The sequence below is a fragment of the Streptosporangium sp. NBC_01469 genome (assembly GCF_036227305.1).
In the GTDB taxonomy this organism is placed as follows: domain Bacteria; phylum Actinomycetota; class Actinomycetes; order Streptosporangiales; family Streptosporangiaceae; genus Streptosporangium.
Genome location: NZ_CP109465.1, coordinates 1,808,829 through 1,831,607, shown reverse-complemented (window position 1 = coordinate 1,831,607; position 22,779 = coordinate 1,808,829). Strand labels below are relative to the sequence as shown.

23 protein-coding genes, 1 tRNA gene and 1 riboswitch are annotated in these 22,779 nt (G+C 69.4%); of the genes, 12 read left to right on the top strand and 12 right to left on the bottom strand.

Features of this window, described 5'->3' with window-relative positions; genetic code table 11:
- Positions 1–125: 125 nt before the first annotated feature.
- Positions 126–710, top strand: coding sequence for a methylated-DNA--[protein]-cysteine S-methyltransferase (locus tag OG587_RS08205; RefSeq protein ID WP_329088358.1), 585 nt, complete (start codon positions 126–128; stop codon positions 708–710).
- Positions 711–792: 82 nt separating this feature from the next.
- On the opposite strand, the gene OG587_RS08200 is transcribed toward OG587_RS08205, so the two are convergent.
- The 4 genes from OG587_RS08200 to OG587_RS08185 all read right to left on the bottom strand — a co-directional run bounded on the left by OG587_RS08200 (position 793) and on the right by OG587_RS08185 (position 4,031).
- The gene (locus tag OG587_RS08200) at positions 793–2,157 is read right to left on the bottom strand and encodes a purine-cytosine permease family protein (RefSeq protein ID WP_329088356.1); all 1,365 of its coding nucleotides are present in this window, start codon (positions 2,155–2,157) and stop codon (positions 793–795) included.
- A riboswitch (TPP riboswitch) is annotated at positions 2,148–2,287 on the bottom strand. Its footprint overlaps the gene before it by 10 nt.
- Positions 2,288–2,354: 67 nt before the next feature.
- Entirely contained in the window at positions 2,355–2,678 is a 324-nt protein-coding gene (locus OG587_RS08195; protein ID WP_329088354.1) for a rhodanese-like domain-containing protein, read from the bottom strand.
- A gap of 159 nt (positions 2,679–2,837) precedes the next feature.
- Positions 2,838–3,443 carry a TenA family protein gene (locus OG587_RS08190; RefSeq protein ID WP_329088353.1) on the bottom strand — a complete coding sequence of 202 codons (606 nt, stop codon included), beginning with the start codon at positions 3,441–3,443 and terminating at the stop codon, positions 2,838–2,840.
- A gap of 15 nt (positions 3,444–3,458) precedes the next feature.
- On the bottom strand, positions 3,459–4,031 hold the full coding sequence (locus tag OG587_RS08185; RefSeq protein ID WP_329088352.1) for a DM13 domain-containing protein: 573 nt from the start codon (positions 4,029–4,031) through the stop codon (positions 3,459–3,461).
- A gap of 154 nt (positions 4,032–4,185) precedes the next feature.
- Between OG587_RS08185 and OG587_RS08180 the strand changes: the two genes are divergently transcribed.
- Positions 4,186–4,830, top strand: coding sequence for a GOLPH3/VPS74 family protein (locus OG587_RS08180; protein WP_329088350.1), 645 nt, complete (start codon positions 4,186–4,188; stop codon positions 4,828–4,830).
- Between the two features lie 26 nt (positions 4,831–4,856).
- On the opposite strand, the gene OG587_RS08175 is transcribed toward OG587_RS08180, so the two are convergent.
- Positions 4,857–6,089: an LCP family protein gene (locus tag OG587_RS08175; RefSeq protein ID WP_329088348.1), complete on the bottom strand. Its 1,233-nt coding sequence runs from the start codon at positions 6,087–6,089 to the stop codon at positions 4,857–4,859.
- Positions 6,090–6,446: 357 nt separating this feature from the next.
- On the opposite strand from OG587_RS08175, the gene OG587_RS08170 reads away from it, so the two are divergent.
- A complete protein-coding gene (locus tag OG587_RS08170) occupies positions 6,447–7,946 on the top strand; it encodes a hemolysin family protein (protein ID WP_329088347.1) in 1,500 nt (499 codons plus the stop codon).
- The gene (locus OG587_RS08165) at positions 7,943–8,977 is read left to right on the top strand and encodes a hemolysin family protein (protein ID WP_329088345.1); all 1,035 of its coding nucleotides are present in this window, start codon (positions 7,943–7,945) and stop codon (positions 8,975–8,977) included. Before OG587_RS08170 ends, OG587_RS08165 begins: the two co-directional genes overlap by 4 nt.
- Before the next feature lie 552 nt (positions 8,978–9,529).
- Here the strand turns inward: OG587_RS08165 and OG587_RS08160 are convergent.
- Positions 9,530–9,612: transfer RNA gene (locus tag OG587_RS08160), tRNA-Leu, on the bottom strand.
- 166 nt (positions 9,613–9,778) lie between these two features.
- Between OG587_RS08160 and OG587_RS08155 the strand changes: the two genes are divergently transcribed.
- From OG587_RS08155 to pknB, 7 genes are all read left to right on the top strand, one after another.
- Positions 9,779–10,519: a DUF3662 and FHA domain-containing protein gene (locus tag OG587_RS08155; RefSeq protein ID WP_329088344.1), complete on the top strand. Its 741-nt coding sequence runs from the start codon at positions 9,779–9,781 to the stop codon at positions 10,517–10,519.
- Between the two features lie 17 nt (positions 10,520–10,536).
- A complete protein-coding gene (locus OG587_RS08150) occupies positions 10,537–11,004 on the top strand; it encodes an FHA domain-containing protein FhaB/FipA (RefSeq protein WP_329088343.1) in 468 nt (155 codons plus the stop codon).
- The gene (locus OG587_RS08145) at positions 11,001–12,314 is read left to right on the top strand and encodes a PP2C family protein-serine/threonine phosphatase (protein ID WP_329088342.1); all 1,314 of its coding nucleotides are present in this window, start codon (positions 11,001–11,003) and stop codon (positions 12,312–12,314) included. The genes OG587_RS08150 and OG587_RS08145 overlap by 4 nt, the downstream gene beginning before the upstream one ends.
- A 4-nt stretch (positions 12,315–12,318) precedes the next feature.
- The gene (locus OG587_RS08140) at positions 12,319–13,698 is read left to right on the top strand and encodes an FtsW/RodA/SpoVE family cell cycle protein (protein ID WP_329088340.1); all 1,380 of its coding nucleotides are present in this window, start codon (positions 12,319–12,321) and stop codon (positions 13,696–13,698) included.
- Positions 13,695–15,152, top strand: a complete 1,458-nt coding sequence (locus OG587_RS08135; RefSeq protein ID WP_329088338.1) for a peptidoglycan D,D-transpeptidase FtsI family protein — start codon at positions 13,695–13,697, stop codon at positions 15,150–15,152. Before OG587_RS08140 ends, OG587_RS08135 begins: the two co-directional genes overlap by 4 nt.
- Positions 15,149–16,696: a serine/threonine-protein kinase gene (locus tag OG587_RS08130; RefSeq protein WP_329088336.1), complete on the top strand. Its 1,548-nt coding sequence runs from the start codon at positions 15,149–15,151 to the stop codon at positions 16,694–16,696. Before OG587_RS08135 ends, OG587_RS08130 begins: the two co-directional genes overlap by 4 nt.
- Before the next feature lie 82 nt (positions 16,697–16,778).
- Positions 16,779–18,647 (top strand): Stk1 family PASTA domain-containing Ser/Thr kinase, encoded by a 1,869-nt coding sequence (gene pknB, locus OG587_RS08125; RefSeq protein WP_329088335.1) that lies wholly within the window; start codon positions 16,779–16,781, stop codon positions 18,645–18,647.
- Between the two features lie 184 nt (positions 18,648–18,831).
- Here the strand turns inward: pknB and OG587_RS08120 are convergent, their stop codons facing one another.
- The 3 genes from OG587_RS08120 to OG587_RS08110 are packed head-to-tail and all read right to left on the bottom strand — an operon-like array spanning position 18,832 to position 20,274.
- Entirely contained in the window at positions 18,832–19,404 is a 573-nt protein-coding gene (locus OG587_RS08120; RefSeq protein WP_329088333.1) for an anthranilate synthase component II, read from the bottom strand.
- A complete protein-coding gene (locus tag OG587_RS08115) occupies positions 19,401–19,559 on the bottom strand; it encodes a hypothetical protein (protein WP_329088331.1) in 159 nt (52 codons plus the stop codon). Before OG587_RS08115 ends, OG587_RS08120 begins: the two co-directional genes overlap by 4 nt.
- A 25-nt stretch (positions 19,560–19,584) precedes the next feature.
- Positions 19,585–20,274, bottom strand: coding sequence for a class E sortase (locus OG587_RS08110; RefSeq protein ID WP_329088330.1), 690 nt, complete (start codon positions 20,272–20,274; stop codon positions 19,585–19,587).
- 211 nt (positions 20,275–20,485) lie between these two features.
- Between OG587_RS08110 and OG587_RS08105 the strand changes: the two genes are divergently transcribed.
- Positions 20,486–20,731 (top strand): cell division protein CrgA, encoded by a 246-nt coding sequence (locus OG587_RS08105; RefSeq protein WP_329088329.1) that lies wholly within the window; start codon positions 20,486–20,488, stop codon positions 20,729–20,731.
- 33 nt (positions 20,732–20,764) lie between these two features.
- Here the strand turns inward: OG587_RS08105 and OG587_RS08100 are convergent, their stop codons facing one another.
- From OG587_RS08100 to OG587_RS08090, 3 genes are all read right to left on the bottom strand, one after another.
- On the bottom strand, positions 20,765–21,619 hold the full coding sequence (locus OG587_RS08100; RefSeq protein WP_329088328.1) for a rhomboid family intramembrane serine protease: 855 nt from the start codon (positions 21,617–21,619) through the stop codon (positions 20,765–20,767).
- Positions 21,620–21,875: 256 nt separating this feature from the next.
- On the bottom strand, positions 21,876–22,412 hold the full coding sequence (locus OG587_RS08095) for a peptidylprolyl isomerase (protein ID WP_329088326.1): 537 nt from the start codon (positions 22,410–22,412) through the stop codon (positions 21,876–21,878).
- A gap of 183 nt (positions 22,413–22,595) precedes the next feature.
- Positions 22,596–22,775: a hypothetical protein gene (locus tag OG587_RS08090; RefSeq protein WP_329088324.1), complete on the bottom strand. Its 180-nt coding sequence runs from the start codon at positions 22,773–22,775 to the stop codon at positions 22,596–22,598.
- Positions 22,776–22,779 lie beyond the last annotated feature (4 nt).

Here is a 22,779-nt window from a genome sequence, read left to right as displayed (position 1 = left end):
ACACCCATAGTGCCGTCTCAACCGGTCTGATCTTGGCACTTTCGTCCCGCACGTGTTGCCACTGGCCGGGCGATCCGTCCGATACTCTGCGGTCACCACACACCTGGATACGAAAGGGTGGGGCCATGTCATCCGGCGACATCGATGCATTGCTACGGGTGACCTCGCCCGACTACGTCGGCACGAGCCATCCCGACATCGCGTTCGGCACGCTCGACGGTCCGCTGGGGCGCCTGACCCTCGCCGTGACGGGCAGGGGTGTGGTGGCCTGCAGCTACGAGGACGAGAACGTCGTCTTCGAGCGGATCAGCCGGGAGGTCGGCACGTTCATCGGGCCGGACGCCCGGCGGCTCGACCCGGTCCGCCGGGAGCTGGACGCCTACTTCTCCGCCAGGCTCCGCGCCTTCACGATCGCCGTCGACCTGCGCCTGGCCACCCAGTTCTCCAGGACCGTGCTGCAGATGATGCTCGCGGTGCCGTACGGGACGGTGACGACCTACCGCGAGATCGCCGAGCGGATCGGCAGGCCGCGGGCGTTGCGCGCGGTCGGCAACGCGCTGGGCAGCAACCCGGTGTGCGTCATCGTGCCGTGCCACCGGGTGGTCGAGAGCGAGGCCGTCCTCGGCGGGTACGCCGGAGGCCCGGCCGCCAAGGAACGCCTGCTGCGCATCGAGTCCACCGCCGCGACCCGCGGCGCCGGCGGCGCGTAGACCGCCGTCCTTCCCCGTAGGCAGGAACGTACGGCCGAAGCCGTACGGCCGGAACCACCCCGAAGCCGTACGGCCGGCACGGTCAGGAGCGGCGCCGGAGCGCGCCGAGACCCAGGGTGACGAGACCCGCGACGAGGAACGCGCCGACGGACGCGCTCATCCACGGCTGCGGGACGAAGCCGAGCACCTCGCGGGCGCCCTTCCAGAACGAGGTCCACCACGCGACCTCCGAGGCGGTCGGCAGCGCGGCCAGCATCCACCAGGTCACGAAGCCCAGCACCCACGGGACCACCATGAGCGGGCGCGAGGGCGCGGTCGCGGAGGTGTCCCAGCGCCTGCCGCCGCCGAGCAGGAAGTAGTCCACGGCGAGCACCGCGAACAGCGGCACGAAGACCGCCCCGATGAGGCCGAGGAAGACGATGTAGGTCTCGTCGGTGACGACGATCGCGAGCAGGGTGACCAGCACGCCGATGGCCACGGAGATGACCCGGCGGTCCAGCCTGGGCATCAGGTTCTGCAGCGACATCGCGGTGGAGTAGACGTTCACGAACGACTGGTCGGTCTCGCGCAGCACCAGGATGCCGAAGAACAGCGGGCCGAGCGCGGCGGTCACGAAGGGGTCCCAGACCTGGCTCTGGTCGTTGCCGACCAGTGCGAGCGCCGCGATGCCGAGAACCAGGCAGGCCACCTGGGCGATCGTGTAGCCGCCGACGACCCCGGCGAACGCGGCCCTGCCGGAGCGGGAGAAGCGGGCGAAGTCCGCCGCGACCGGCACCCACGAGACCGACAGCGCGATCACGAAGTCGACCGAGGGGGCGAACGCCTCCCAGGATCCGCCGCCGATCGCCGGTCCCCGCTGGAACAGGGCGACCATGAACCAGATCATCGAGATCACCACGCCGGCGGTGACGTACCTGCGGAGCAGGCGGACCGCTCCCAGCGGCCGGATGGTCAGCGCGGTGGTGATCACCCCTCCGACCAGCACCCAGACCGTTTTGTGCACCTCGATCCCGAAGGATCCGGCGATGGCCTGGGCACCCTGGGCGATGACCCACAGCTCGAAGACACCCCAGCCCAGCATCTGGACGATGTTCAGCACGGTCGGCAGGTAGGAGAGCCTGGCCCCGAAGAGGCCTCGCAGCAGGACCATCGCCGGAGCGCCGGTCCGCTGCCCGGGAATCGCGGCCAGGCCGACCATCGCGGTGCCGATGACGCTGCCCACGACGGCGGCCAGGATCGCGGCCACGAAGCTCAGCGGCCGGTCGCCGAGCGGATTGATCAGCGTGATCGCGCTGGAGAATCCGATCAGGCTGACACCCAGGTTGGCCCAGAGCGCGCCCTGGTCGAGCACGCCGAGGGCCTTGGGGGGAGCCTCGCCGAGGGTGAGGGGCGCCTCGACCGCCCCGGAGTCCCCGGAGCCTTTGGAATCAACGGCGGCAGACGTCATCGCACACTCCCTACGCCGGCATTACCCGGACAGGTTCATGCGGTCGGCGGCGCGTCGGAGGGTCCGTGAGACCCTCTGCGTGGTTCCGCCCTCTCAGCCCGGTTACGCCCGAGCTCCCGCGGTAGACATTCGCCCTGATTATGCCATTCATTCCTTCCTTGGCAAGGGTTTCTCCCTTCCCGTGCGGTTCGGACGGCTCAGGCGACGAAGGGGTCCTGGCCGCTCTCGGCGATCATCGGGCGCCCCGCGACGTCCCAGGACTGCATGCCGCCGCCGACGTTGATCGCGTCCCAGCCGACGTGGTTGAGCCAGGCGGCGGCGTTCGCGGAACGGCCACCGACCCGGCAGATCACGTAGACCGGCGCGCCCTTGGGCACCTCGTCGACCCGGGACTGCAGCTCGCCCAGCGGGATGTGGACGGCACCGGGCGCGTGCCCGGCACGCCACTCGTCGTTCTCGCGTACGTCGAGCAGGAACGCGTCATCCGGCACGGCCTGCGCCTCGACCTCAGGAACACTCATACGCCCATTGTCCCAACTCCTCCACCGGATGGGGCGCAAAGCCACTCGGACGCCCTCATCCGGACCTTCAATTTCCCCTGATAGCAGGCTAATTCGGCACGTTCGGCCCTGCTGAATCGCCCGGACCCGGGTGGCAGCCGGGCATCGGGCCGAGCGAGGTCAGGGCACGTCCCAGAAGGCGAGTTCGTGGGACATCCCCTCGGCGAACAATTTCCCCGCCCTGGCCGGGTCCGGCGCCACCTCGTCGACCATCACCGCGATGCGCCCGGTCAGCTCGGCGAAGGCCGGGTGGGCGTAGGTGTCGACCCAGGCGCGGTAGCGGGGCTCGTCGGGCGGGTTCTCCGCCAGGACGCGGCCGAGCGTGGAGTAACCCCACATGCAGGGGTAGAGCGCGGCCAGGCCGTCGGCGTAGACGGCCGCGGAGTCGAGCAGGAAGGAGGTGTACGCCGCGCAGGCCTGGCCCTTCCTCGCCCCGTCGAGGTCGGCGCCGAACTCGGCCGACAGCGACCGGTGCAGGCTCAGCTCCTCGTGGAAGGTGGCGTGCGCCAGGTCCACCAGGTCGCCCAGATGCCCGTCAGGGGCCTGCCACGCGAGTCGCGAGAAGACGCGGACGTAGTCGAGCAGGAACAGGTAGTCCTGCTCCAGCCACGACCGGAACACCGGCTCGGGCAGGTCTCCCCGCGCGATGCCCGCCACCGTCGGGTGGGCGAGCTGCGCCTCGACGAGCGGGCGGCCGATGGCGTGCAGTTCCTCAGAAACGCTCATGGGTCGGAGATTGTGTCAGGTCAGGGCCGCGGCGCCGAAGGAGACACTGAAGCGCTTGCACCAGATGGTGACGGACCTCAGGCTGTCGAGGTCGGCCTTGGCGGGAATGGCGTAGTTGGCGTTGCCCCTGTTGCCCTTCAGCTCGCCGAGCTCGAGGTGCTTGCCGTCGTCCAGGTTGAACCATCCGGCGTTGCCCTTCTTGACGGGCTGGTCACTGAGCCAGACCCGCAGGTCCGGACCGTCGGAGGTGTTCAGGTCCTCGATCCGCAGGACCCGGCTCCCGTCGGGCAGCTCCAGCACCCTCGCCCTGCCCTCGGTCTCGTGCTCGTGGGAGACGAACGTGCCCTTGGACAGGGTCTTCGGCTTCTGGGCGGGCTCGGGGGTCTCGCTCCGCTCGCCCTGCCGGGTGGTCTCGGGCCCGGGGGACGCGGCGGGGGACACGGCCACGGCGGGCAGTGCCTCGTTCACCTCGACGGTGGTGAACAGGCGCCACGGCTGGAACAGGTACAGCGCGACACCGAGCGCGACGGCGCCCAACGCCAGGACGCCCCAGGTGACGGGGTGTCGGAGCAGCCTCTTGGTTCTCATCGGATACCTCCAGCGTCGAAACCCGCGGCTTCCGGTCACGGGGAGAAAGCCGAGACGTCCCTCCGGCCCCGGTGCCGACGCTATCCGCGGTACCGGCTTCGATCGATTACGGAGTGCTTACGACCGCGAAGCGCCCGCGACGTAGTGTCGAACGATGACAATGATCGCTGAGGAAGTACTCCTGCTCGCGTACGACGAGGAGGAGGGCAGACAACTCATCGGCTCCTCGGAGCTGGACGCCGCGCTCGGCGGCGCGGTGCTGGCGGAGCTGGCCGTCGCCGGCCGGATCGACCTCGCGGACAAGAAGGTCACCGTCCTCGACGCGACCCCGGTGGGGGAAGAGGAGCTCGACACCGCGCTGGCGCGGATCGCGGCGGAGTCCAAGCCGCGCAAGCCCGAGTGGTGGGTGCAGAGGCTGCATTCCGGCAAGCTCCGCGGGCGCCTGCTGTCACGCCTGGCGGAGCGGGGCGTGCTGGACGAGGAGCGGCGCAAGGTCCTGGGGATCTTCCCGAGCACCCGCTACCCCGAGCGCGACCCGGGCGTCGAGCTGGCGATCCGCGAGCGGGTCCAGAGCGTGCTGTCCGGCGCCACGCCCGACGAGCGGGCCGCGGTGCTGATCGCGATCCTGTACGCGGCCAAGATCGACCGTAAGGCGTTCCCCGGCGCGAGCAAGGAGCGGATCAAGGAGATCACCGAGGGCGGGTGGGCCGGCGAGGCGGTCTCCCAGACCATCGCCGCCATCAACGCCGCCGTCATGGCGGCCGTGCTGGCGGCGGTCGTCGTCACCGCCGCCGGCTGAGGCCCGCCTCCGGGCCGGGGAGGACGTCACTTGCCGAGGGCGTCCTTGGGAACGGGCTTGTCCTGGGCCAGGGCCTCGAACATGCGCAGGGCCTTGGCCCGGTCCCACTTGACGACGGACTGGCCGTCGATGGTGGGCAGGGAGCCGATGGGCACGACCGTGGTGACCGGGTTGCCGCCCATGGCGAGGCCGAGGGAGAGCAGGTCGAACGCGCCGGTCTCCTCTCCGACGGCCACCGAGTCGGCCGCGCTCAGCGCGAGCGGGACGGACGTGAAGGGGTTGATCAGGACGCCGGGGCTGGCCGCCTTCTTCACCACCGCGGAGAAGAACTGGCGCTGGCGCTGGGTCCTCTCAAGGTCGGGAATCGCGCCGGTGGCGCGGGTGCGGACGTAGCCGAGGGCCGTCCCGCCATCCATGACCTGCGGGCCCTTCTTCAGGTTGATCCCGGCCTTGGGGTCCCTGATGGCCTGCTTGACGTCGATCTCGACCCCGCCGATGGCGTCGACGATACCCACGAAGCCGCCGAAGCCGATCTCCATGTAGTGGTCGAGGCGCAGCCCGGTGACCTGCTCCACGGTCTTGGGAAGCAGCTGCTGGCCGCCCTTGAAGGCGTAGGCGGCGTTGAGCTTGTTGCTGCCGTGGCCGTCGATCGGCACGTACGAGTCGCGCGGGAGGCTGACCAGGGTCGGGCGGCCGTCGCCCTCGGGGATGTGCAGCAGCATCATCGTGTCGGTCCTGCGGCCCACGGCCTTGCCCGTGGCGAGCTTCTTGCGCTGGGCCGCGGTCAGGCCCGCGCGGCTGTCGGAGCCGACCAGCAGCCAGTTGGTGCCGGGGGTGTCGGCGGGGCGGCCCTCGTAGTCGGTGAGCGCCTCGATCCGGGTCAGCCGCGAGTTGACCACGAAATACCCGCCAATGGCCAGGACGAGCAGCACGACGACCAGTCCGGCGAGGATTCGCACGGCCAGCCTGCCGGGACGCTTCGGCCGCCAGCCGGGCATGCGCGACGCGCTTCCGCCGTCCCCGTCGCCGGAGCCCCCGTGCGAGCCGCCCGGCGAGGCCGAGGGCGCGTTCAGCGGCTTGACCGGGCTGGAGCCCGACCTGGCCTTGCCGTACACCCGCCCGCCGCCCCGGGGAGGCGGCACCTCGCGCGACGCCTCCGGGACGGGCGCCTCCCGTCGCGAGGGCGCCGCCTGCCGGACGGGCGTCCCCGGGCCGCCAGGCGTGGGGTAGGCGGGCTGCCCTGCCGCTCTCGGCGGCACGGGCCCCGGCGTGGGCGATCGCAGCGCACGAGTGCGATCGTCGTCTTCGGGCCTGTCAGCCACGTCTTGTCCCGCCACTTCTTGATCTCATGGTGAAAACGTCATTATCGACGCTACGTCGTGGCTCAGGCCCCTGCCGACAGGTCCTCAAGGTTTCCCTATGTAAAAGTACTCAGACAGGTTGTTAGCGACCAACAATGCGATCGTCGGCCGATCCGGAAACATCGACCCCCATCCGGATCGTTACGGTAGAGGACTACCTCTGCTCGAAAGGATGATCGTGTCCACTCCGGACCCGTGGAGTACCTGCCCGTGCGAACGCACGGGCACCACTGAACCGACCGGGAGAGCCGCCCGGTGAACACGGCTTTGGGCCTTCTGGCCATCCTCCTTCTCACCCTCGCCACCGGCTACTTCGTCGCCCAGGAGTTCGCCTTCGTCGCGGCGGACCGCGGCGTGCTGCGCGAGCAGGCCGACTCCGGCGACGCGGCCGCGGCACGGGCGCTGGAGGTGACGGGACGCCTGTCGTTCATGCTGTCGGGCGCGCAGCTCGGCATCACCGTGACCGCCCTGCTCGTCGGCTTCATCTCGGAACCCGCCATCGCCACGGTCATCCGCCCCTGGCTGGAGGCCGCGGGAGTGCCGCGGGGGGCCGTGCCCGGCATCGCCGTGACGCTGGCCGTCGCGATCGCCACCGTCATCCAGATGGTCCTCGGCGAGCTGGCTCCCAAGAACCTCGGCATCGCCCGTCCCGAGCCGGTGGCGAAGTTCCTCGCCCGCTCGACGATGATCTACCTGCGGATCGCCGGGCCGATCATCCGGCTGTTCGACTCCGCCGCCACCGGCCTGCTGCGCCGGGTCGGTGTGGAGCCCGTGGAGGAGATCGAGCACGGCGCCAGCCCCGAGGAGCTGTCCCGGATCATCGCCGAGTCCGCCACGGCGGGTGACCTGCCGCCGAGGCTGTCGGAGCTGCTGGGACGCGCCCTGGAGTTCGGCGACCGCACCGCGGAGGACGTCATGGTGCCGCGCCCCCGCGTGGTGCTGCTGAGGGACGACCGGCCGATCTCCGACCTGGTCGACGCCGTCCGCAGGCACGGCCACTCCCGCTACCCGGTGCTCTGCAACCAGAACGGCGACGACGTGGTCGGCGTCACCGGCGTACGCGAGCTGCTCAAGTCGGGACTGACCGACGGCACGCTGGAGAAGATCACCCGCCCCGCGCTCCTGGTGCCCACCTCCTCGCCGCTGCCTCTCGTCCTGGAGCGCATGCGCGCCGCCCGCGACGACCTGGCGTGCGTCATCGACGAGTACGGCGGCCTGGCCGGCGTGGTCACCATCGAGGACCTCGCCGAGGAACTCGTCGGCGAGCTCATCGACGAGAACGACCCGGAGCCCGCGGGGGTCGTCGTGGGCGACGAGGGCACGTGGGACCTGCCGGGCACGCTCCGGCTGGACGAGATCGAGCGGGCCATCGGGCTGCAGCTTCCCGAGAGCGACGACTACGACACCGTCGCGGGCCTCGTCCTCGCCACCCTCGGCCGGATGGCCGAGCCGGGCGACCAGGTGACCGTCACGCTGACGTCGCAGAACGACCCCCTGGAGAACGACAGCGCCGACGAGAAGGAGGCGGTGCTCACGGTGCTCTCCGTGCACCGCAGGGTCCCCGAGTGGGTGCGGCTGTCGCTCAACGCGCCGCAGGAGGCCGATCCCGGGGAGGCCCCGGAGACCAGAGCCGGGAAACCCGGAAAAACCGGGAAACCCGGAAATGAGGACGAACCGGCGATGAGCGCGCCACGGATGCTCGAACGCGGCCCCGAGCAGCCCATGATCGAGCGGAGCGGGGGGAGGCGACGATGAGCACCTCCTCCGCCCTGCTGCTCGGCGTGGCCCTGCTGATCGGCAACGCCTTCTTCGTCGCCGCCGAGTTCGCGGTGATCTCGGCCCGCAGGCACCGCCTGGAGGAGCTGGCGGGCAAGGGAGGCCGGTTGACCCGGCTCGCCGCCCGCGCCGCCGTGCGCGGCGGCAGGGAGCTCTCCCTGATGCTGGCCGGCGCCCAGCTGGGCATCACGCTGTGCTCGCTCGGCCTGGGCATGGTGACCGAACCGGCCATCGAGCACCTGCTGGAGCCGGTTTTCGCCGCGGTCGGCCTGCCCGAGTCGCTGAGGGTCCCCGTCTCGCTCGTGATCGCGCTGGCGCTCGTCACCTTCCTGCACATGGTGATCGGCGAGATGGCTCCCAAGTCGTGGGCGCTGACCCACCCGGAGACCGCGGCGATGGGGCTGGCCCTGCCGTTCCGCGGCTTCACCTGGCTCGTGAGGCCGGTGCTCGCCTCGCTCAACGGCCTGACGAACGGGATCCTGAGGCTGTTCGGGGTGGATCCCAAGGACGAGCTGGCCACCACCAGGACCCCGGTCCAGCTGGCGATGCTGGTCGGCGAGTCGGGCCGGATGGGTCTGCTCGACCGGGACGAGCACGACCTGCTCACCCGGGCCCTGCGGGTCCACCAGCAGCCGGTGGAGCGGCTGATGCTGCCGCTGGACAAGGCCACCTCGGTGCCCGCCGACGCGACGAGCGAGCGGATGCGCCAGGTCGCCGCGCGCGACGGGCACCTGCGCATGCTGGTCACCTCCGGCAGGCCGGGCGACGTCCTGGGCGTGGTGCACGTCAGGGACATCCTCGTCCGGCCGGAGGCGAGCCCCGCCGAGCTCGCCCGCCCGGTGCCCCGCCTGGACAAGGCCACCACGATCCCCGACGCCGTCTCCACGCTCCAGGACGCCCACGCGCACCTGGGTCTGGTCACGGACGGCGGCGGCGAGGTGGTCGGCATGGTGAGCCTCACGGACCTGCTCGGCGAGATCCTGGACGTACGGGTGCTCGCGACCCGCTAGCGGTCCCCGCGCTCCCTCCGGCCACGGGACCGGCGGGAGCGCGGCAGGACCGGCGAAAGACCCGCGAAACCGATCACGGGAGCGGACGCGGCCCGGTGCGGTCGGTGGGACCGGTGCGATCGACGAAACCGGTGGGACCGGTGCGATCGCCGGGAGAGCGGCCGGGCCGATCGCGGGATCGGCGGAACCGGTGGGGGCCGGTGGGATTGATCTCGAGATCGGCGGGAAGACGACACAGGCCGGGGAAAGATTCTTTCCCCGGCCTGTTTTCTCTGTCAGCGTAATCCGACACCGACGAACCCATGCAAGTCATCCGAAAGTGATCAGCAAGCACTGCCGGGTAGAACGGGGAGGCATGCCGTAGTGGGTCAAAAACCACAAGACCCATGCGTAACCCCTGGGACTTCTCTATAACGGAGCGAGCGACTACCTTGATCGATGATCGACTCGGTCCGGCACGAGACCTTACGGACGGCTCAGATGAATACGCGGTTTCCCAGGAAGCGACAAAACCCCGGTCGCGATGTTCGCGTAACCGGGGTGATGATCTTGTGGGCGAGGAGGGATTTGAACCCTCACGTCCTTTCGGACACACGGACCTGAACCGTGCGCGTCTGCCGTTCCGCCACCCGCCCTTGTTGGGTGCGGTCGAAACATTAGCACGAATCAGCCGGTACCCATGAACCCGGATACGATCCTCCTAGATGCGAAAGCGGAGCAGCTGGGTGCGAGAGAGCGAGGAACGAGCCAACGAGCCCCCAAGCGGCCGCGACCACATAGACGGAGGAGGGGAGGTACCCGGTGGGAGTCCTTCAGCGTTTCGAGCGGAGGCTCGAAGGTTTGGTTGAAGGGGCCTTTGCGCGGGCGTTCAAATCTGACCTTCAGCCGGTAGAGGTCGCCAGTGCGGTCCAACGGGAGATGGACGAGCGGGCGGCGATCGTCGCCCAGGGACGCACTCTCGTGCCCAACGACTTCGTGGTCGAGCTGTCCACGACCGACAACGAGCGGTTGGAGGTCTACTCCGACAGCATCAGCCACGAGCTGGCCAACCTCGCAAGGGAGTACGCCAAGGAACAGGGCTACTCCTTCGTGGGGCCGGTCAGGGTCCGCTTCGAGACGGCCGACGACCTCGCGGTCGGCCTGTTCCGCATCCGCTCGGGCGTGATCCGTGGCGCGACGGTCGAGCAGGACGAGATCCGCCAGCCGGTGAGCGACGTGCCCGCCGCGAAATCCCACGCCTTCGGAGGCCGCCCCCGCCTGCTGGTGTCCACCCAGGACGACCCGCAGGGCCAGCGGTCCTTCGACCTGACAACACCGGTGACCCTGCTCGGCAGGGGCACCGACTGTGATCTACGGCTGGTCGACCCGGGTGTGTCCCGGCACCACGCCGAGTTGCGAGTGGAGGGTCCCCTGGTCGCGCTCGTCGACCTCGGCTCCACGAACGGCACCTTCGTCAACGGCCAGCCGGTTCGCCGGGTCGAGCTCCAGAACGGCACTCGCGTGACGCTGGGGCGAACGACTCTGGTTTTCCGGCGCGATTAAAGGTAAACAGACGGTCCATGTCCGAGCTCACGCTGCTGCTGATCCGGCTCGCCTTCCTCGCGGTGCTGTGGTTCTTCGTGATTGCCGCGGTCGGTGTGATCCGGACAGACTTGTTCGGATCACGCACGGCCGCAGCCGTCCCCGCGCGCAAGGCCCCCAAGCCGGTGAAGCCCGCGGCCAAATCCAAGAAGGGGGAACCACGGGAGATGGTCGTCACCGGTGGCCCCCTCCAAGGCACCACCATTACCCTCTCGGAGACGCCCATCACCATCGGCCGGGCGAACGACGCGACGCTGGTAGTCAGCGACGACTACGCCTCCAGCCGGCACGCCCGGCTCTTCCCCCAGGACGGTCAGTGGATCGTGGAAGATCTCGGCTCGACCAACGGCACGTATCTCGACCGCTCCAAAGTCACCCGTCCGACTCCGGTGCCGCTCGGTGTTCCGATCCGCATTGGTAAGACCGTCATCGAATTGCGCAAATGACCATCGCACTCCGTTACGCCGCCCGCTCCGACGTCGGCCTCCTCCGCGAAGGCAACGAGGACTCCGCCTACGCCAGCGGCCGCCTGCTCGCCGTCGCGGACGGCATGGGCGGCCACGCACACGGCGAGGTGGCCAGCTCGGTCGCCATCGCCGCGATGTCCTCGCTCGACGCCGACGCCCAGGGAGGTGACCTGCTCAGCGCCATCGAGGCCGCGGTACGCGACGCCAACCGCAAGCTGCACGAGATGGTGGGCCGCGATCCCAGCCTCAAGGGCATGGGCACCACCCTCACCGCCATGCTCTGGTCGGGGACGAGGGTCGCCCTGGTCCACGTCGGCGACTCACGGGCCTACCTGCTGCGCGCCGGCGAGCTCTACCAGATCACGCACGACCACACCCTCGTGCAGTCACTGGTGGACGACGGCCGGATCACCCAGGACGAGGCCGCCACCCATCCACAGCGGTCGATCCTGTTGCGGGCGCTCGACGGCAGCGGCGAGGTCGACCCCGACCTGTCCCTGCGCGAGGCCCAGATCGGCGACCGCTACCTGCTCTGCTCCGACGGCCTGTCCGGGGTGGTGAGCGCCGAGACCCTGCACCACACGCTATCCACGATCGAAGACCCGGACGGGGTGGTCCGCACCCTCATCGACCTGGCCAACCGGGGCGGCGGTCCCGACAACATCACCTGCGTCCTCGCCGACGTGCTGGAGGTGGACGAAACCTATGTGCCGCGCACCGACGCGGCCGTGGTCGGCGCCGCCGGTTCCAGCATGCCGCGGTCACAACCGCCGGACACCCCTGCGGGCCGCGCCAGCGCGGTCACCATGCCGCAGCCCGTCATCTCCGACGACGACGACGTCGACGAGCCGATCATCAGGGCCGCGGCCCGACCGGCCAAACGTCGCCGGCTGTGGCCTCTCCTGGCCGTGGCGGGCGGCGTCGTCGTCATCGGGGGCGGCTTGGGCTGGTACTTCGGCGGGCAGTGGCTGGAGGACCAGTATTTCGTGGGGGCCAAGGGCGACGAGATCGTGGTCTTCCAGGGCGTGAAGACCAACCTGGGTCCCATCGAACTCTTCGACGTCGCCAAGAGCACCGCGGAATCGATCACGACTCTCGGTGCGTTCCAGCAGGGCCAGGTCCGCGACGGCATCCCCGTCTCCAACGTCGAGGCGGGTCTGAAGAAGATCGAAGAGCTGAAGACGTCCGCAGCCGAATCCGACGAGGGGAAGGACGAACCGACCGCGTCCCCGAGCGCCTCCGCGTCCTCCAAGCCCGCCAGGGCTCCCGAAACCCCAAGGTCACAGTAAACACATGAGCACCCCTAGCGCCGAGCCGGTCCTGCTCCCCGCCAAACGGCGGGTGGCCCAGTTGGCGATGCTCGCGTTCGCGGTCGCCATCGTGATGCTGGCGTACGCCAACGTGGGGTTGGCCATCGACAACCAGATCCCCGCCGGAATGCTCACCTACGGCCTCGGCCTGGGCGGCCTCATGCTGGCCGCCTACCTGGTGCTGGCGAAGTTCGCGCCCTGGGCCGATCCGCTGATCCTGCCGTTGGTGACACTGGTCAACGGCATCGGGCTGGTCATGATCTACCGGCTTGAGGCGTCCGGCATGCCGGGGGCCTCGGCCACCACCCAGCTGCTCTGGACCGCCGTCGGGGTCGTGATGTTCTCGGCGACGCTGATCGTGCTGCGCGACCACCGCGCGCTGCAGCGTCTGACCTACACCATGGGCGCCATCGGCCTGGTCCTGCTGGTCTCCCCGTTGCTGCCTTTCATCGGCCATTCGGAGAACGGCGCGAACATCTGGCTCAAGATCGCCGGCTTCACCTTCCAGCCCGCGGAGTTCACCAAGCTCGCCCTGGTCATCTTCTTCGCCGGCTACCTGGTCGCCAAGCGCGACGTGCTCGCCCTGGCCGGGCGGCGGCTGCTCTTCATCGACCTGCCCCGGGCCCGCGACCTGGGCCCGGTCCTCATCACCTGGGGCCTCAGCCTGGGCGTGCTGATCCTGCAGAAGGACCTCGGCTCCTCGCTGCTGATCTTCGGCACGTTCATCGCGATGCTCTACATCGCCACCCAGCGCACCTCGTGGGTGCTCATCGGCATCCTGCTCTTCGTCGGCGGCGCGGTCCTGGCGGGGCTGCTCTTCGACCACGTCGCGGCCCGCTTCGAGGTCTTCCTCGACCCGGAGAACCCGGCGCTGTACGACCGGGAGTTCGGCGGCAGCTACCAGCTCATGCAGGGCCTGTTCGCCATGGGTCAGGGCGGCGTGCTCGGCACCGGTCTCGGCCAGGGCCACCCCGACGAGATCCCGCTGGCCTTCTCCGACTTCATCTTCACCGCCGCCGGCGAGGAGCTCGGCCTGACCGGGCTGATGGCCCTGCTGATGGTCTACGCCCTGCTGGTGGAGCGCGGCCTGCGCACCTCGATCGCGGCCCGCGAGCCGTTCTCCAAGCTGCTGGCGGGCGGCCTGTCGTTCATCCTCGCCTGGCAGGTCTTCATCATCGTGGGCGGCGTGACCAACCTGATCCCGCTGACCGGCCTGGTCACCCCGTTCATGTCCCAGGGCGGATCGGCGCTGCTGGCTAACTGGATCCTTATCGCGCTGCTGGTACGCATGTCCGATACGGCGAGGAAGCCTCCGCCCCAGGCCATCCAGGACGAAGGAATGACGCAGGTGTTCCAGCGATGAACGGTCCCCTGAAGCGCGCCGCCCTTGCCTGCCTGCTCATGTTCGGCCTGCTCATGATCAATGTGAACTACCTGCAGGCCGTGCGGGCGGAGGACTTGCGCGACGACTCGCGCAACACCCGCAACTTCTACGCGCGGTACGAGGTCGAGCGCGGCCGGATCACCGCGGGCGACAAGGTCCTCGCCGAGTCGTTCGACACCGGCGACTCCGAGTTCCGCTTCCAGCGGCGCTATCCCGAGGACAAGGTCTACGCGCCCATCACCGGCTTCTTCGCGCCCGAGAGCGAGCGCGACATGGAGCGGGCCGAGAACAGCCTCCTCGACGGGTCGAGCGCCGACCTGCTGATCCGGCGCAGCATCGACCTGTTCACCGCCAAGCAGACCAAGGGCGCCAACGTCGACCTGACGATCAACCCCAGGGCGCAGGAGGCCGCGTACAAGGCGCTGGGCGAGAGCGGCAAGAAGGGCGCGCTGGTCGCGATCGAGCCGAAGACCGGGGCGATCCTCGCCATGGTCTCGATCCCCACCTACGACCCCAACCTGCTGTCCAAGCCCAACAAGGACGACGTCAACAAGGCTTACAAGAAACTGGACGAGGACGAGGACAAACCACTGGTCAACCGGGCCATCGAGCGCACCTATCCGCCGGGCTCGACCTTCAAGGTGGTCACCACCGCCGCGTACCTGGAGAGCGACGACACCGTGGGCCCGGAGACCCAGGTCGACGCCCCGCAGCGGCTGGACCTGCCCGGCACCACCGCCGACCTGCCCAACTACGGCGGCGCGGCGTGCGGCGCCGGGCGGGTGACGCTGTCGTTCGCGCTGGAGAAGTCCTGCAACACCCCGTTCGGCAAGATCGCGATGGACCTCGGCTACGACGCGCTGAGCGAGCAGGCCCTCAAGTTCGGCATCGGCGGCGACCCGATCGAGATCCCGCTGCCGGTCGTGGGCAGCGGCATCGGCCCCGAGGAGGACCAGGCGGCCCTCGCCCAGGCCTCGATCGGCCAGCGCAGCAACCAGATGACCCCGCTGCAGATGGCCATGATCGCCGCCGGCATCGCCAACAACGGCGTGGTCATGAAGCCGTACCTGGTGAACAGGATCGCGGATGCCGAGGGCGGCGAGGTCGAGCGCGCCGACCCCGACGAGCTGTCCACCGCGATGAGCGAGGACAGCGCGCGCAAGCTCCAGGAGATGATGGTCAACGTCGTCAACAAGGGCACGGCGAGCGCGGCGCAGATCCCGGGGGTCACGGTCGGCGGCAAGACCGGCACCGCCGAGACCGCCGAGGGCCGTGACCCGCACGCGTGGTTCATCTCCTTCGCCCCCGCGGAGGACCCCAAGGTCGCCGTCGCGCTGATCGTCGAGTCCGGGAGCGCCGGCAGCGACGCTTCCGGTGGTCAGACCGCGGCCCCGATCGCCAAGAGCGTGATGGAAGCGGTGCTGGGTAGATGACCGCGTTGCTCGGGGGCCGGTACCGCCCGCTGGGGCGGATCGCGTCGGGCGGCATGGGTGAGGTGTGGCGGGCGAGGGACGAGCTCCTCGGCCGCGAGGTCGCCGTGAAGCTGCTGCGCCCGCACGTGGCGGAGGATCCGGCCTTCCGCCTGCGGTTCCGCTCCGAGGCGCGCATCGCGGCCGGGCTGTCCGATCCGGGCATCGCGCAGGTCTTCGACTACGGCGAGGGCGGCGGCGTCGCCTATCTGGTGATGGAGCTGGTGCCCGGACAGTCCCTGGCCGGCATCCTGTCCCGCGACGGAGCGCTGAACCCCGAGATCACCCTCGACGTGGTCCGCCAGACCGCCATGGGCCTGCACGCCGCGCACCGCGCGGGGATCATCCACAGGGACATCAAGCCCGGGAACCTTCTGGTGACCGAGGCGGGCGTGATAAAGATCACAGACTTCGGCATCGCCAGGGCGCTGGAGGCCGTGCCGGTCACCCAGACGGGCATCCTGATGGGCACCGCGCAGTACGTCAGCCCCGAGCAGGCGTCCGGTGAGCCGCTGACGCCCGCCACCGACATCTACTCGCTCGGGGTGGTCGCCTACGAATGCCTGACCGGTCACGCGCCGTTCCGCGCCGAGACGCAGGTGGCGATCGCCCTCATGCACATCGGCGAGCCCCCGCCGCCGCTGCCGGAGTGGATCCCGCCGGCGGTCCGCGACCTGGTCATGGCGTGCCTGGCCAAGGATCCGCTGCGGCGCCCGGCCGGTGCCAGGGAGCTGTCGGAGCGGGCGGACATGCTGCTCGACGCGCTGACCGCCACCGGTGCCACCGGTCTCGGCATGCTCACCGACCCCGCGGGCTGGCGCGCGGAGCCCGCGAGCGAGTGGCCCCAGGAGGTCACCTCCGCCCTCGCCGTCCCGCTCCGGCCCGAGGCGGGCGCGGGCTCCGGATCGGGCGCGGGCTCCGGAGCGGGTCCGGGCGCGGGCTCCGGTCCCGGTCAGGGCATGGGCTCCGGGGCGAGCGGGGGTTCGGGTTCCGGCAGGGGGCCGGGCCCCGGTCACGGCGCGGGCTCCGGTGAGGGATCCGAAGCGGGCGCGACTCCGCCGGGCGCCATCCCGGTACGCGGCGGGCGCCGCGGCCTGCGCAGGACGACGGTGATCGTCGCCGCGGTCGCGGGGTGTGCCGCCGCGGTCGGGCTGGGTGCCCTCGCGGTCCATGAGCTGGCGAACCAGCCAGGTGACAGCGAGCCGGGAGAGCCGGTCGTACGGTCGAGCCCGGCCACCAAGTCACCGACGGCCCGGCCGACGAAAAGCAAGCCTCCGACGAGCAGACCACCGCTCTCGCCGACGAAGTCGGCCCGCCCCTCGGTCACGCCGTCGGCTACGGTAAGCACATCGGCAACGCCCACCGCAAGGCCGAGTACGTCGCCACCGCCCAGCCCCAGCCCGACGACTCCCACCCCGACGCCCACCACCCCGACGGTGACACCGAGCCCCACACCGAGCACGACTCCTGAACCCGGTGACACAGACCCGCCGAATGAGGAGACGTAATGCGGCAACGGGTCGATGATGGACACCGGTGGCTCAAGAGCTCACCGGCACCCAAGATGAACGGTAAGGGACAGTGCAGGAAATGACTCAGCCCCGACGCCTCGGCGATCGCTACGAGCTTGACGGCGTCGTCGGGCGTGGCGGCATGGCCGAGGTCTATCGCGCCCGAGACATCCGGCTGGATCGGATCGTCGCCATCAAGACCCTCCGCGCGGACCTGGCCAGGGACCACATCTTCCAGGCGCGTTTCCGCCGGGAGGCGCAGTCCGCCGCGTCACTGAACCACCCGTCCATCGTCGCGGTCTACGACACCGGCGAGGACACCTCCGAGGGCGCGCCGGTGCCCTACATCGTGATGGAGTACGTCGACGGCCGCACGCTGCGCGACCTGCTCCGGGCCGACCGGCGGCTGCTGCCGGAGCGCGCCTCCGAGCTGGTCGACGGGATCCTGCGGGCGCTGGACTACAGCCACCGCGGCGGCATCGTCCACCGCGACATCAAGCCGGCGAACGTCATGATCACTCGCAACGGCGACGTGAAGGTCATGGACTTCGGCATCGCCCGCGCGATGGCCGACTCGGCCGCGACGATGACGCAGACCGCCCAGGTGATAGGAACCGCCCAGTACCTCTCGCCGGAGCAGGCCAGGGGCGAGCGGGTCGACGCCCGCAGCGACCTCTACTCCACCGGCTGCGTGCTGTACGAGCTGCTGACCGGGCAGCCGCCGTTCACCGGCGACTCCCCGGTCGCGATCGCCTACCAGCACGTGCGCGAGGACCCGATCCCGCCGTCGCAGATCGACCCCGACATCCCCCCGTGGGCCGACGCCATCGTGCTCAAGGCGATGGCCAAGGACCCGGCGCACCGCTACCAGAGCGCCGGGGAGATGCGGGCCGACATCCAGCGGGCGATGTCCGGCATCCCGACGGACGCCCAGACGATGGCGTTGAGCGCCAACAACAACTACGCCCCGGCCACCCGGACGATGCAGGCTCCCGGGCCCGGCGGCCCGGCCACCCAGCGCACCACCGCCGTCCCGGCGTACGAGTACGGCGAGGAGGGCGGCGGTCGCACCGGCGGGGGCGGCCGGCGCCGGCAGCAGCAGAGCGGCGGGAACACCGCGGTCAAGACCGCGGCGTGGATCCTCATCCCGCTGCTGGTCATCGGGGCCTTCATCGGCGTCGGCTACATGTTCCTCAGCTCGCCGGGCACACCCACCGCCGCGAGCAAGGTGAAGATCCCGCCGCTGGCCTCGCAGACCGAGGAGGCGGCGACCAAGACGCTGACCGGTCTCGGCCTGAAGGTGAAGACGGCCCAGGAGTACGACGAGGAGATCCCGAAGGGGTCGGTGATCGGAACCGATCCGGCGGCCGACACCGAGGTCGACAAGGACACCGAGGTGACGCTCACGGTCTCCAGGGGCATCGAGAAGGTCGAGGTGCCCGCCGTGCTCAACATGACCGCGGACGACGCCAGGCAGGCCCTTGTGGACGCCGGCTTCAAGGTCAGCCTGCAGACCAAGGCCTCCAGCCGCAAGCAGGGAATCGTCTTCGAGAGCGTGCCCGAGGCCGGCAAGAAGGCCAACAAGGGCAGTACCGTCCGGATCTACGTCCCCAAGGAGGCGGTGGAGGTCCCGGGCGTGGCGAACCTCACGGTCGGGGACGCCACGAATGCGCTCAAGGAGGCGGGCTTCAGGGTGAAGGTCTCCCCGCAACCGAGTGACCTGCCCAAGGACACCGTGCTGAGCCAGTCTCCCGAGGCGGGCGGCAAGTATCCCCCGGGGACAACGATCACGCTGGTCGTGTCGAGCGGGGCGCCGCCCGAGCCGACCGAGCAGCCGACCTTCCCCGAGGAGCAGCCGACCGTTCCCGAGGAGCAGCCGACGGAGGAGACCTTCCCCACCGAGCCTGACGACGGCTCGATCTTCGACGAGGCACCCAGCGACGGATGACCGGAGCACCTGATGGAGGCCCCCGCGACCGCGCGGGGGCCTTCGTCGTTTCCCGCCCCGCGTGTTTCCACTGTTCGCGCGGATTTCCGCCGAACGATCCGGAAAACGGGGAAGAGTCCTTCCGCCACTCGGGGGCGATGGCGGAAGGACTCTCACTGGTCAATCGTCCAGGATGGGCGCCGCGTTACAACAATTTTTCGAGCCAGTTTCCGAGCAGCCGATGACCGTATTCTGAGATCACCGATTCGGGGTGGAACTGCACGCCCTCGACGGGGGCGGTACGGTGGCGCAAGCCCATGATCACACCGTCCTCGGTGGTCGCGGTGACCTTGAGGGTCTCGGGAACCGTTCCGGGCAGAACCGCCAGCGAGTGGTAGCGCGTCATGGTCGCCGGCGACGGCAGGCCGGCGAAGACACCCTGCCCGTCGTGCTCGATCGCGCTGGTGCGGCCGTGCACCAGTTCGGGAGCCCGCCCCACGGTCGCCCCGTGGGCGATGGCGATGACCTGGTGCCCCAGGCAGACGCCGAGCAGCGGGATGCCGTGGGCCTCGCAGTGGCCGACGAGCGGGACGCTCACCCCCGCGTCCTCCGGGGTGCCGGGGCCGGGGCTGATCAGGACCCCGTCGAAGCCACGGGTGTCCTCGACCGCGACCCGGTCGCGCGGGCGCACGTCACAGGTGGCGCCGAGCTCGCGGAGATACTGGACGATGGTGTGGACGAAGCTGTCGTGGTTGTCGACGACGAGGACGCGGCTCATCGGCCCACGGTGGTCAGGTCGAGGGAGATGCGAAGTTCGATCCAGGGGAACACGACATACCAGAGTACGGCCGCGACCAGCCCGGCCAGCACCAGGGCGGTGAACGCCCTGGTCACGAGGTTTCCGGGAAGCATCCGCCAGATCCAGCCGTACATGGGACCCACCTTCCTGCCGATCCTGCTATTCGAGCCGTATTTCAGGCCGTGCTTCGGGCCGCGCTTCAGGCCGTCCTTCGGGCCGCACGAGGTGCTTCTCGCGTCCTTCCAGCTCACCGGAGACGATGAGCCGCTGGGCGGCCGAGTACTCCGGATGGCAGGTGGACAGGGTGATCAGCGCTCTGGTCGGCTCGCGGTCCGGCCGGCCGGGGACCGGGGCGACCACTCCGATCTCGGTGGGGTCGACGACGCGCCTGCCGGTGACGCGGTAGGTGTAGCGGGCCTCGCGGGTGTCGACGAGGATGTGATCGCCCCGGCCGAGCTCGTCGATGCGGTTGAAGGGCGCGGCATAGGTGGTTCGATGGCCCGAAAGTACGAAATTACCGATTTTTCCTGGCATGGCGGTTCCGGGATAGTGCCCGGGGCCCATCCGCAGCCGATCCTGGTCGACACCCTCCACGATGGCGTACCGGTAGTCGTCACCGAGCCTGGGTATCGTCAGCATCGCCACCGCCCCGCCCAGCCGGACCGGCCCGTTGCGCCGACCTCCGGCCTCTCCGCCCGGCGGGATCTCCCGCAGCAGCTCTTTCCGCAGCAGCACCTGCTGCTCGGCGGTGTAGGAGCCGGTGCCCCACAGCAGATAGGCGCAGAAGAGAAGGATGACCAGCCCCGTGGTGACGCTCAGGTCGCCCAGAGCCCTCAGCGCTGCTCTCATGGGGGCAGGGTAGTGACGAAAAAGGCCTTGGCGCCGGGCCGGATCACCGGCCCGGCGTAACATTTGCCGCAGGATGGTGCCCTGCGGAATCGCCATGGTCCACCTGCGCGGACTATCCTTACACGGGACTTCGCCCACTAGCGACTACGCTAACCGATACGGCCTGCGCACGATCCAGATCGCGCAGGGTTGACGCAGGAGAAGAACCCCAGTGCCCAAGCCCAAGACTCGCAAGAAGCCGGTCTACACCCCGCCGCAGACGACGCATCAGGTCAAGATCAGTCCGCGCTGGTTGGCGCCGGTCATGGTGACCTGCTGGATTGTCGGCATTCTGTGGATCGCCGTCTACTACGTGGCGCCCACCGCGCCCCTTCTCGGCGACCTCCAGAACTGGAACCTGCTGGTCGGGTTCGCGTTCATCATCCTCGGGGTCGTCCTGTCCACCCGGTGGCGCTAGCTTTTCCACAGGCATTATCCACACCCTGGGGACTCAGGCAACCGACGACAGCAGGAAGGCGGTCCTGGTTATCACCAATCCCACCAGGATCGCCAGAACCCCGAGAAGCAGGATGCCCTGGAAGATCGCGCGATTGGCCTTCGGACCGTAGGCCAGAACAGCTGAGACGATCACCCCGGTGATGAGACCACCCACGTGGGCCGTCCAGCTGATGTTCAGCCCCGGAATGAACGTGATCACCAGGTTGATCACGAGCAGCACGATGATGGGGCGGAGGTCCAGGTGGAGCCGCCTGCTGACCACGAAGATCGCGCCGAACAGGCCGAAGATGGCTCCCGACGCCCCCAGGCTGAAGGCGTTGATCGGGTCGAACCAGTAGCCGAGCACCGAGCCGCCGAGCGCGCCGAGAAAATACAGCGCCAGGAACCGGACGTGACCGAAGGCCTGCTCCAGATAGGGGCCGACCATGAACAGAGCCCACATGTTCAGCCCGATGTGCACGTAGTCGCGATGCAGGAAGGCGCTGGTGATCAGCCGGTAGTAGTCGGAGTCGACGGCGACCCCGAAGACCCACATCGCCAGTTCCGCGGTGACCCTGCCGTCCGAAGCCATCTGGGCCAGGAACATCACGACGTTGACACCGAGAAGTGTCCAGGTCACGTAGGGCTTGGCGATCACACCACCGCCGAACACGGACTGTGCCCGCCGCACGCTCTTGTTTCCCTCGGCCACGCACTCGGGACACTGGAAGCCCACCGAGGCGTCGCGCATGCAGTCGGGGCAGATGGGGCGGTCGCAGCGCTGGCAGCGGACGTAGGTCTCACGTCCCGGGTGCCGGTAGCAGGTGGGGACAACGGTGTCGGGCTCGTTGGACGGCTGGGTGGTCATGTGTGTGGCTGGCCCCTTCGAGCGTGCTGTTATCCACAGACTGCCAGCCTATTCACGATCCCGAGCGCCCGTACACCCGCGAATGGCGGTCAAGCCACACCAGGCGTGGCGGGCCCGAAGGACAGGGGCCCGAAGAGCCGGGGCGAGGCCCTGGGGACAGGGAGCTGAAGGAGTCAGGGGCCGGAGGAGCCGGGGCGAGGGCGGGAAGGTACGGGGACGCGAACGGCGGCCTCCGAGGAGGCCGCCGGGCGAGAGATCAGCTCTGGACGCGCTCGATGGTCACCGACTCCAGGACCACGGGCTCCGTGGGACGGTCACGGGCGTCGGTGTCGGTCTTGGCGATGGCGTCGATGACATCCTGGCCCTCGATCACCTCGCCGAAGATGGTGTGCTTGCCGTTCAGGTGCGGCGTGGGCCCCACCGTGACGAAGAACTGCGAGCCGTTGGTGCCGCGGCCGAACTGGATACCGGCGTTGGCCATGGCGAGCAGGTACGGACGGTTGAAGTAGAGGTCCGGGTGGATCTCGTCGTCGAACTTGTAGCCGGGGCCGCCGACGCCCTGGCCCAGCGGGTCGCCACCCTGGATCATGAATCCCGAGATGACCCGGTGGAAGACCGTGCCGTCGTACAGCTTGGCCTTGGACTTCTGGCCGGTCTCCGGATGCACCCACTCGCGGGTGCCCTCGGCGAGCTCGACGAAGTTTTTCACGGTCTTGGGCGCGTGATCCGGGAAGAGCTGGACCTTCACGCTACCGCGGTTGGTGTTGAGGTTCGCGATCAACTTCTCAGCCATGATCGGACTGCCCCCTTCAAGTCGTAGGCAATACCTATGCAACGTATTGCTTTTGTGGCACTTTGACGATTTCGGCCGTGGCCGCATCGCCAAGCATCCTCCCACGGGCCGTCATGATTGAGCCGCCTTCGAGCGGGAAGGGGTGGCGACGGGGCCCCAACGAATGGGGAGGTTGTTGTGCCTCTAGCACTGTTTGGAAAGCGCCACATGAAGATCGTGGCTCCGGAAAGGCGGCTGCGCCACGTGAAGGCTCAGGCCGTCCGAGCCGTGGATCGGGTCGGCCCAATGGCCGGCCATGCCCGTGACGCGGCCAGTCATCACGCACATGACGTAGCCGTTCAGGCTCGCGATGTGGCCGGTCACGCTC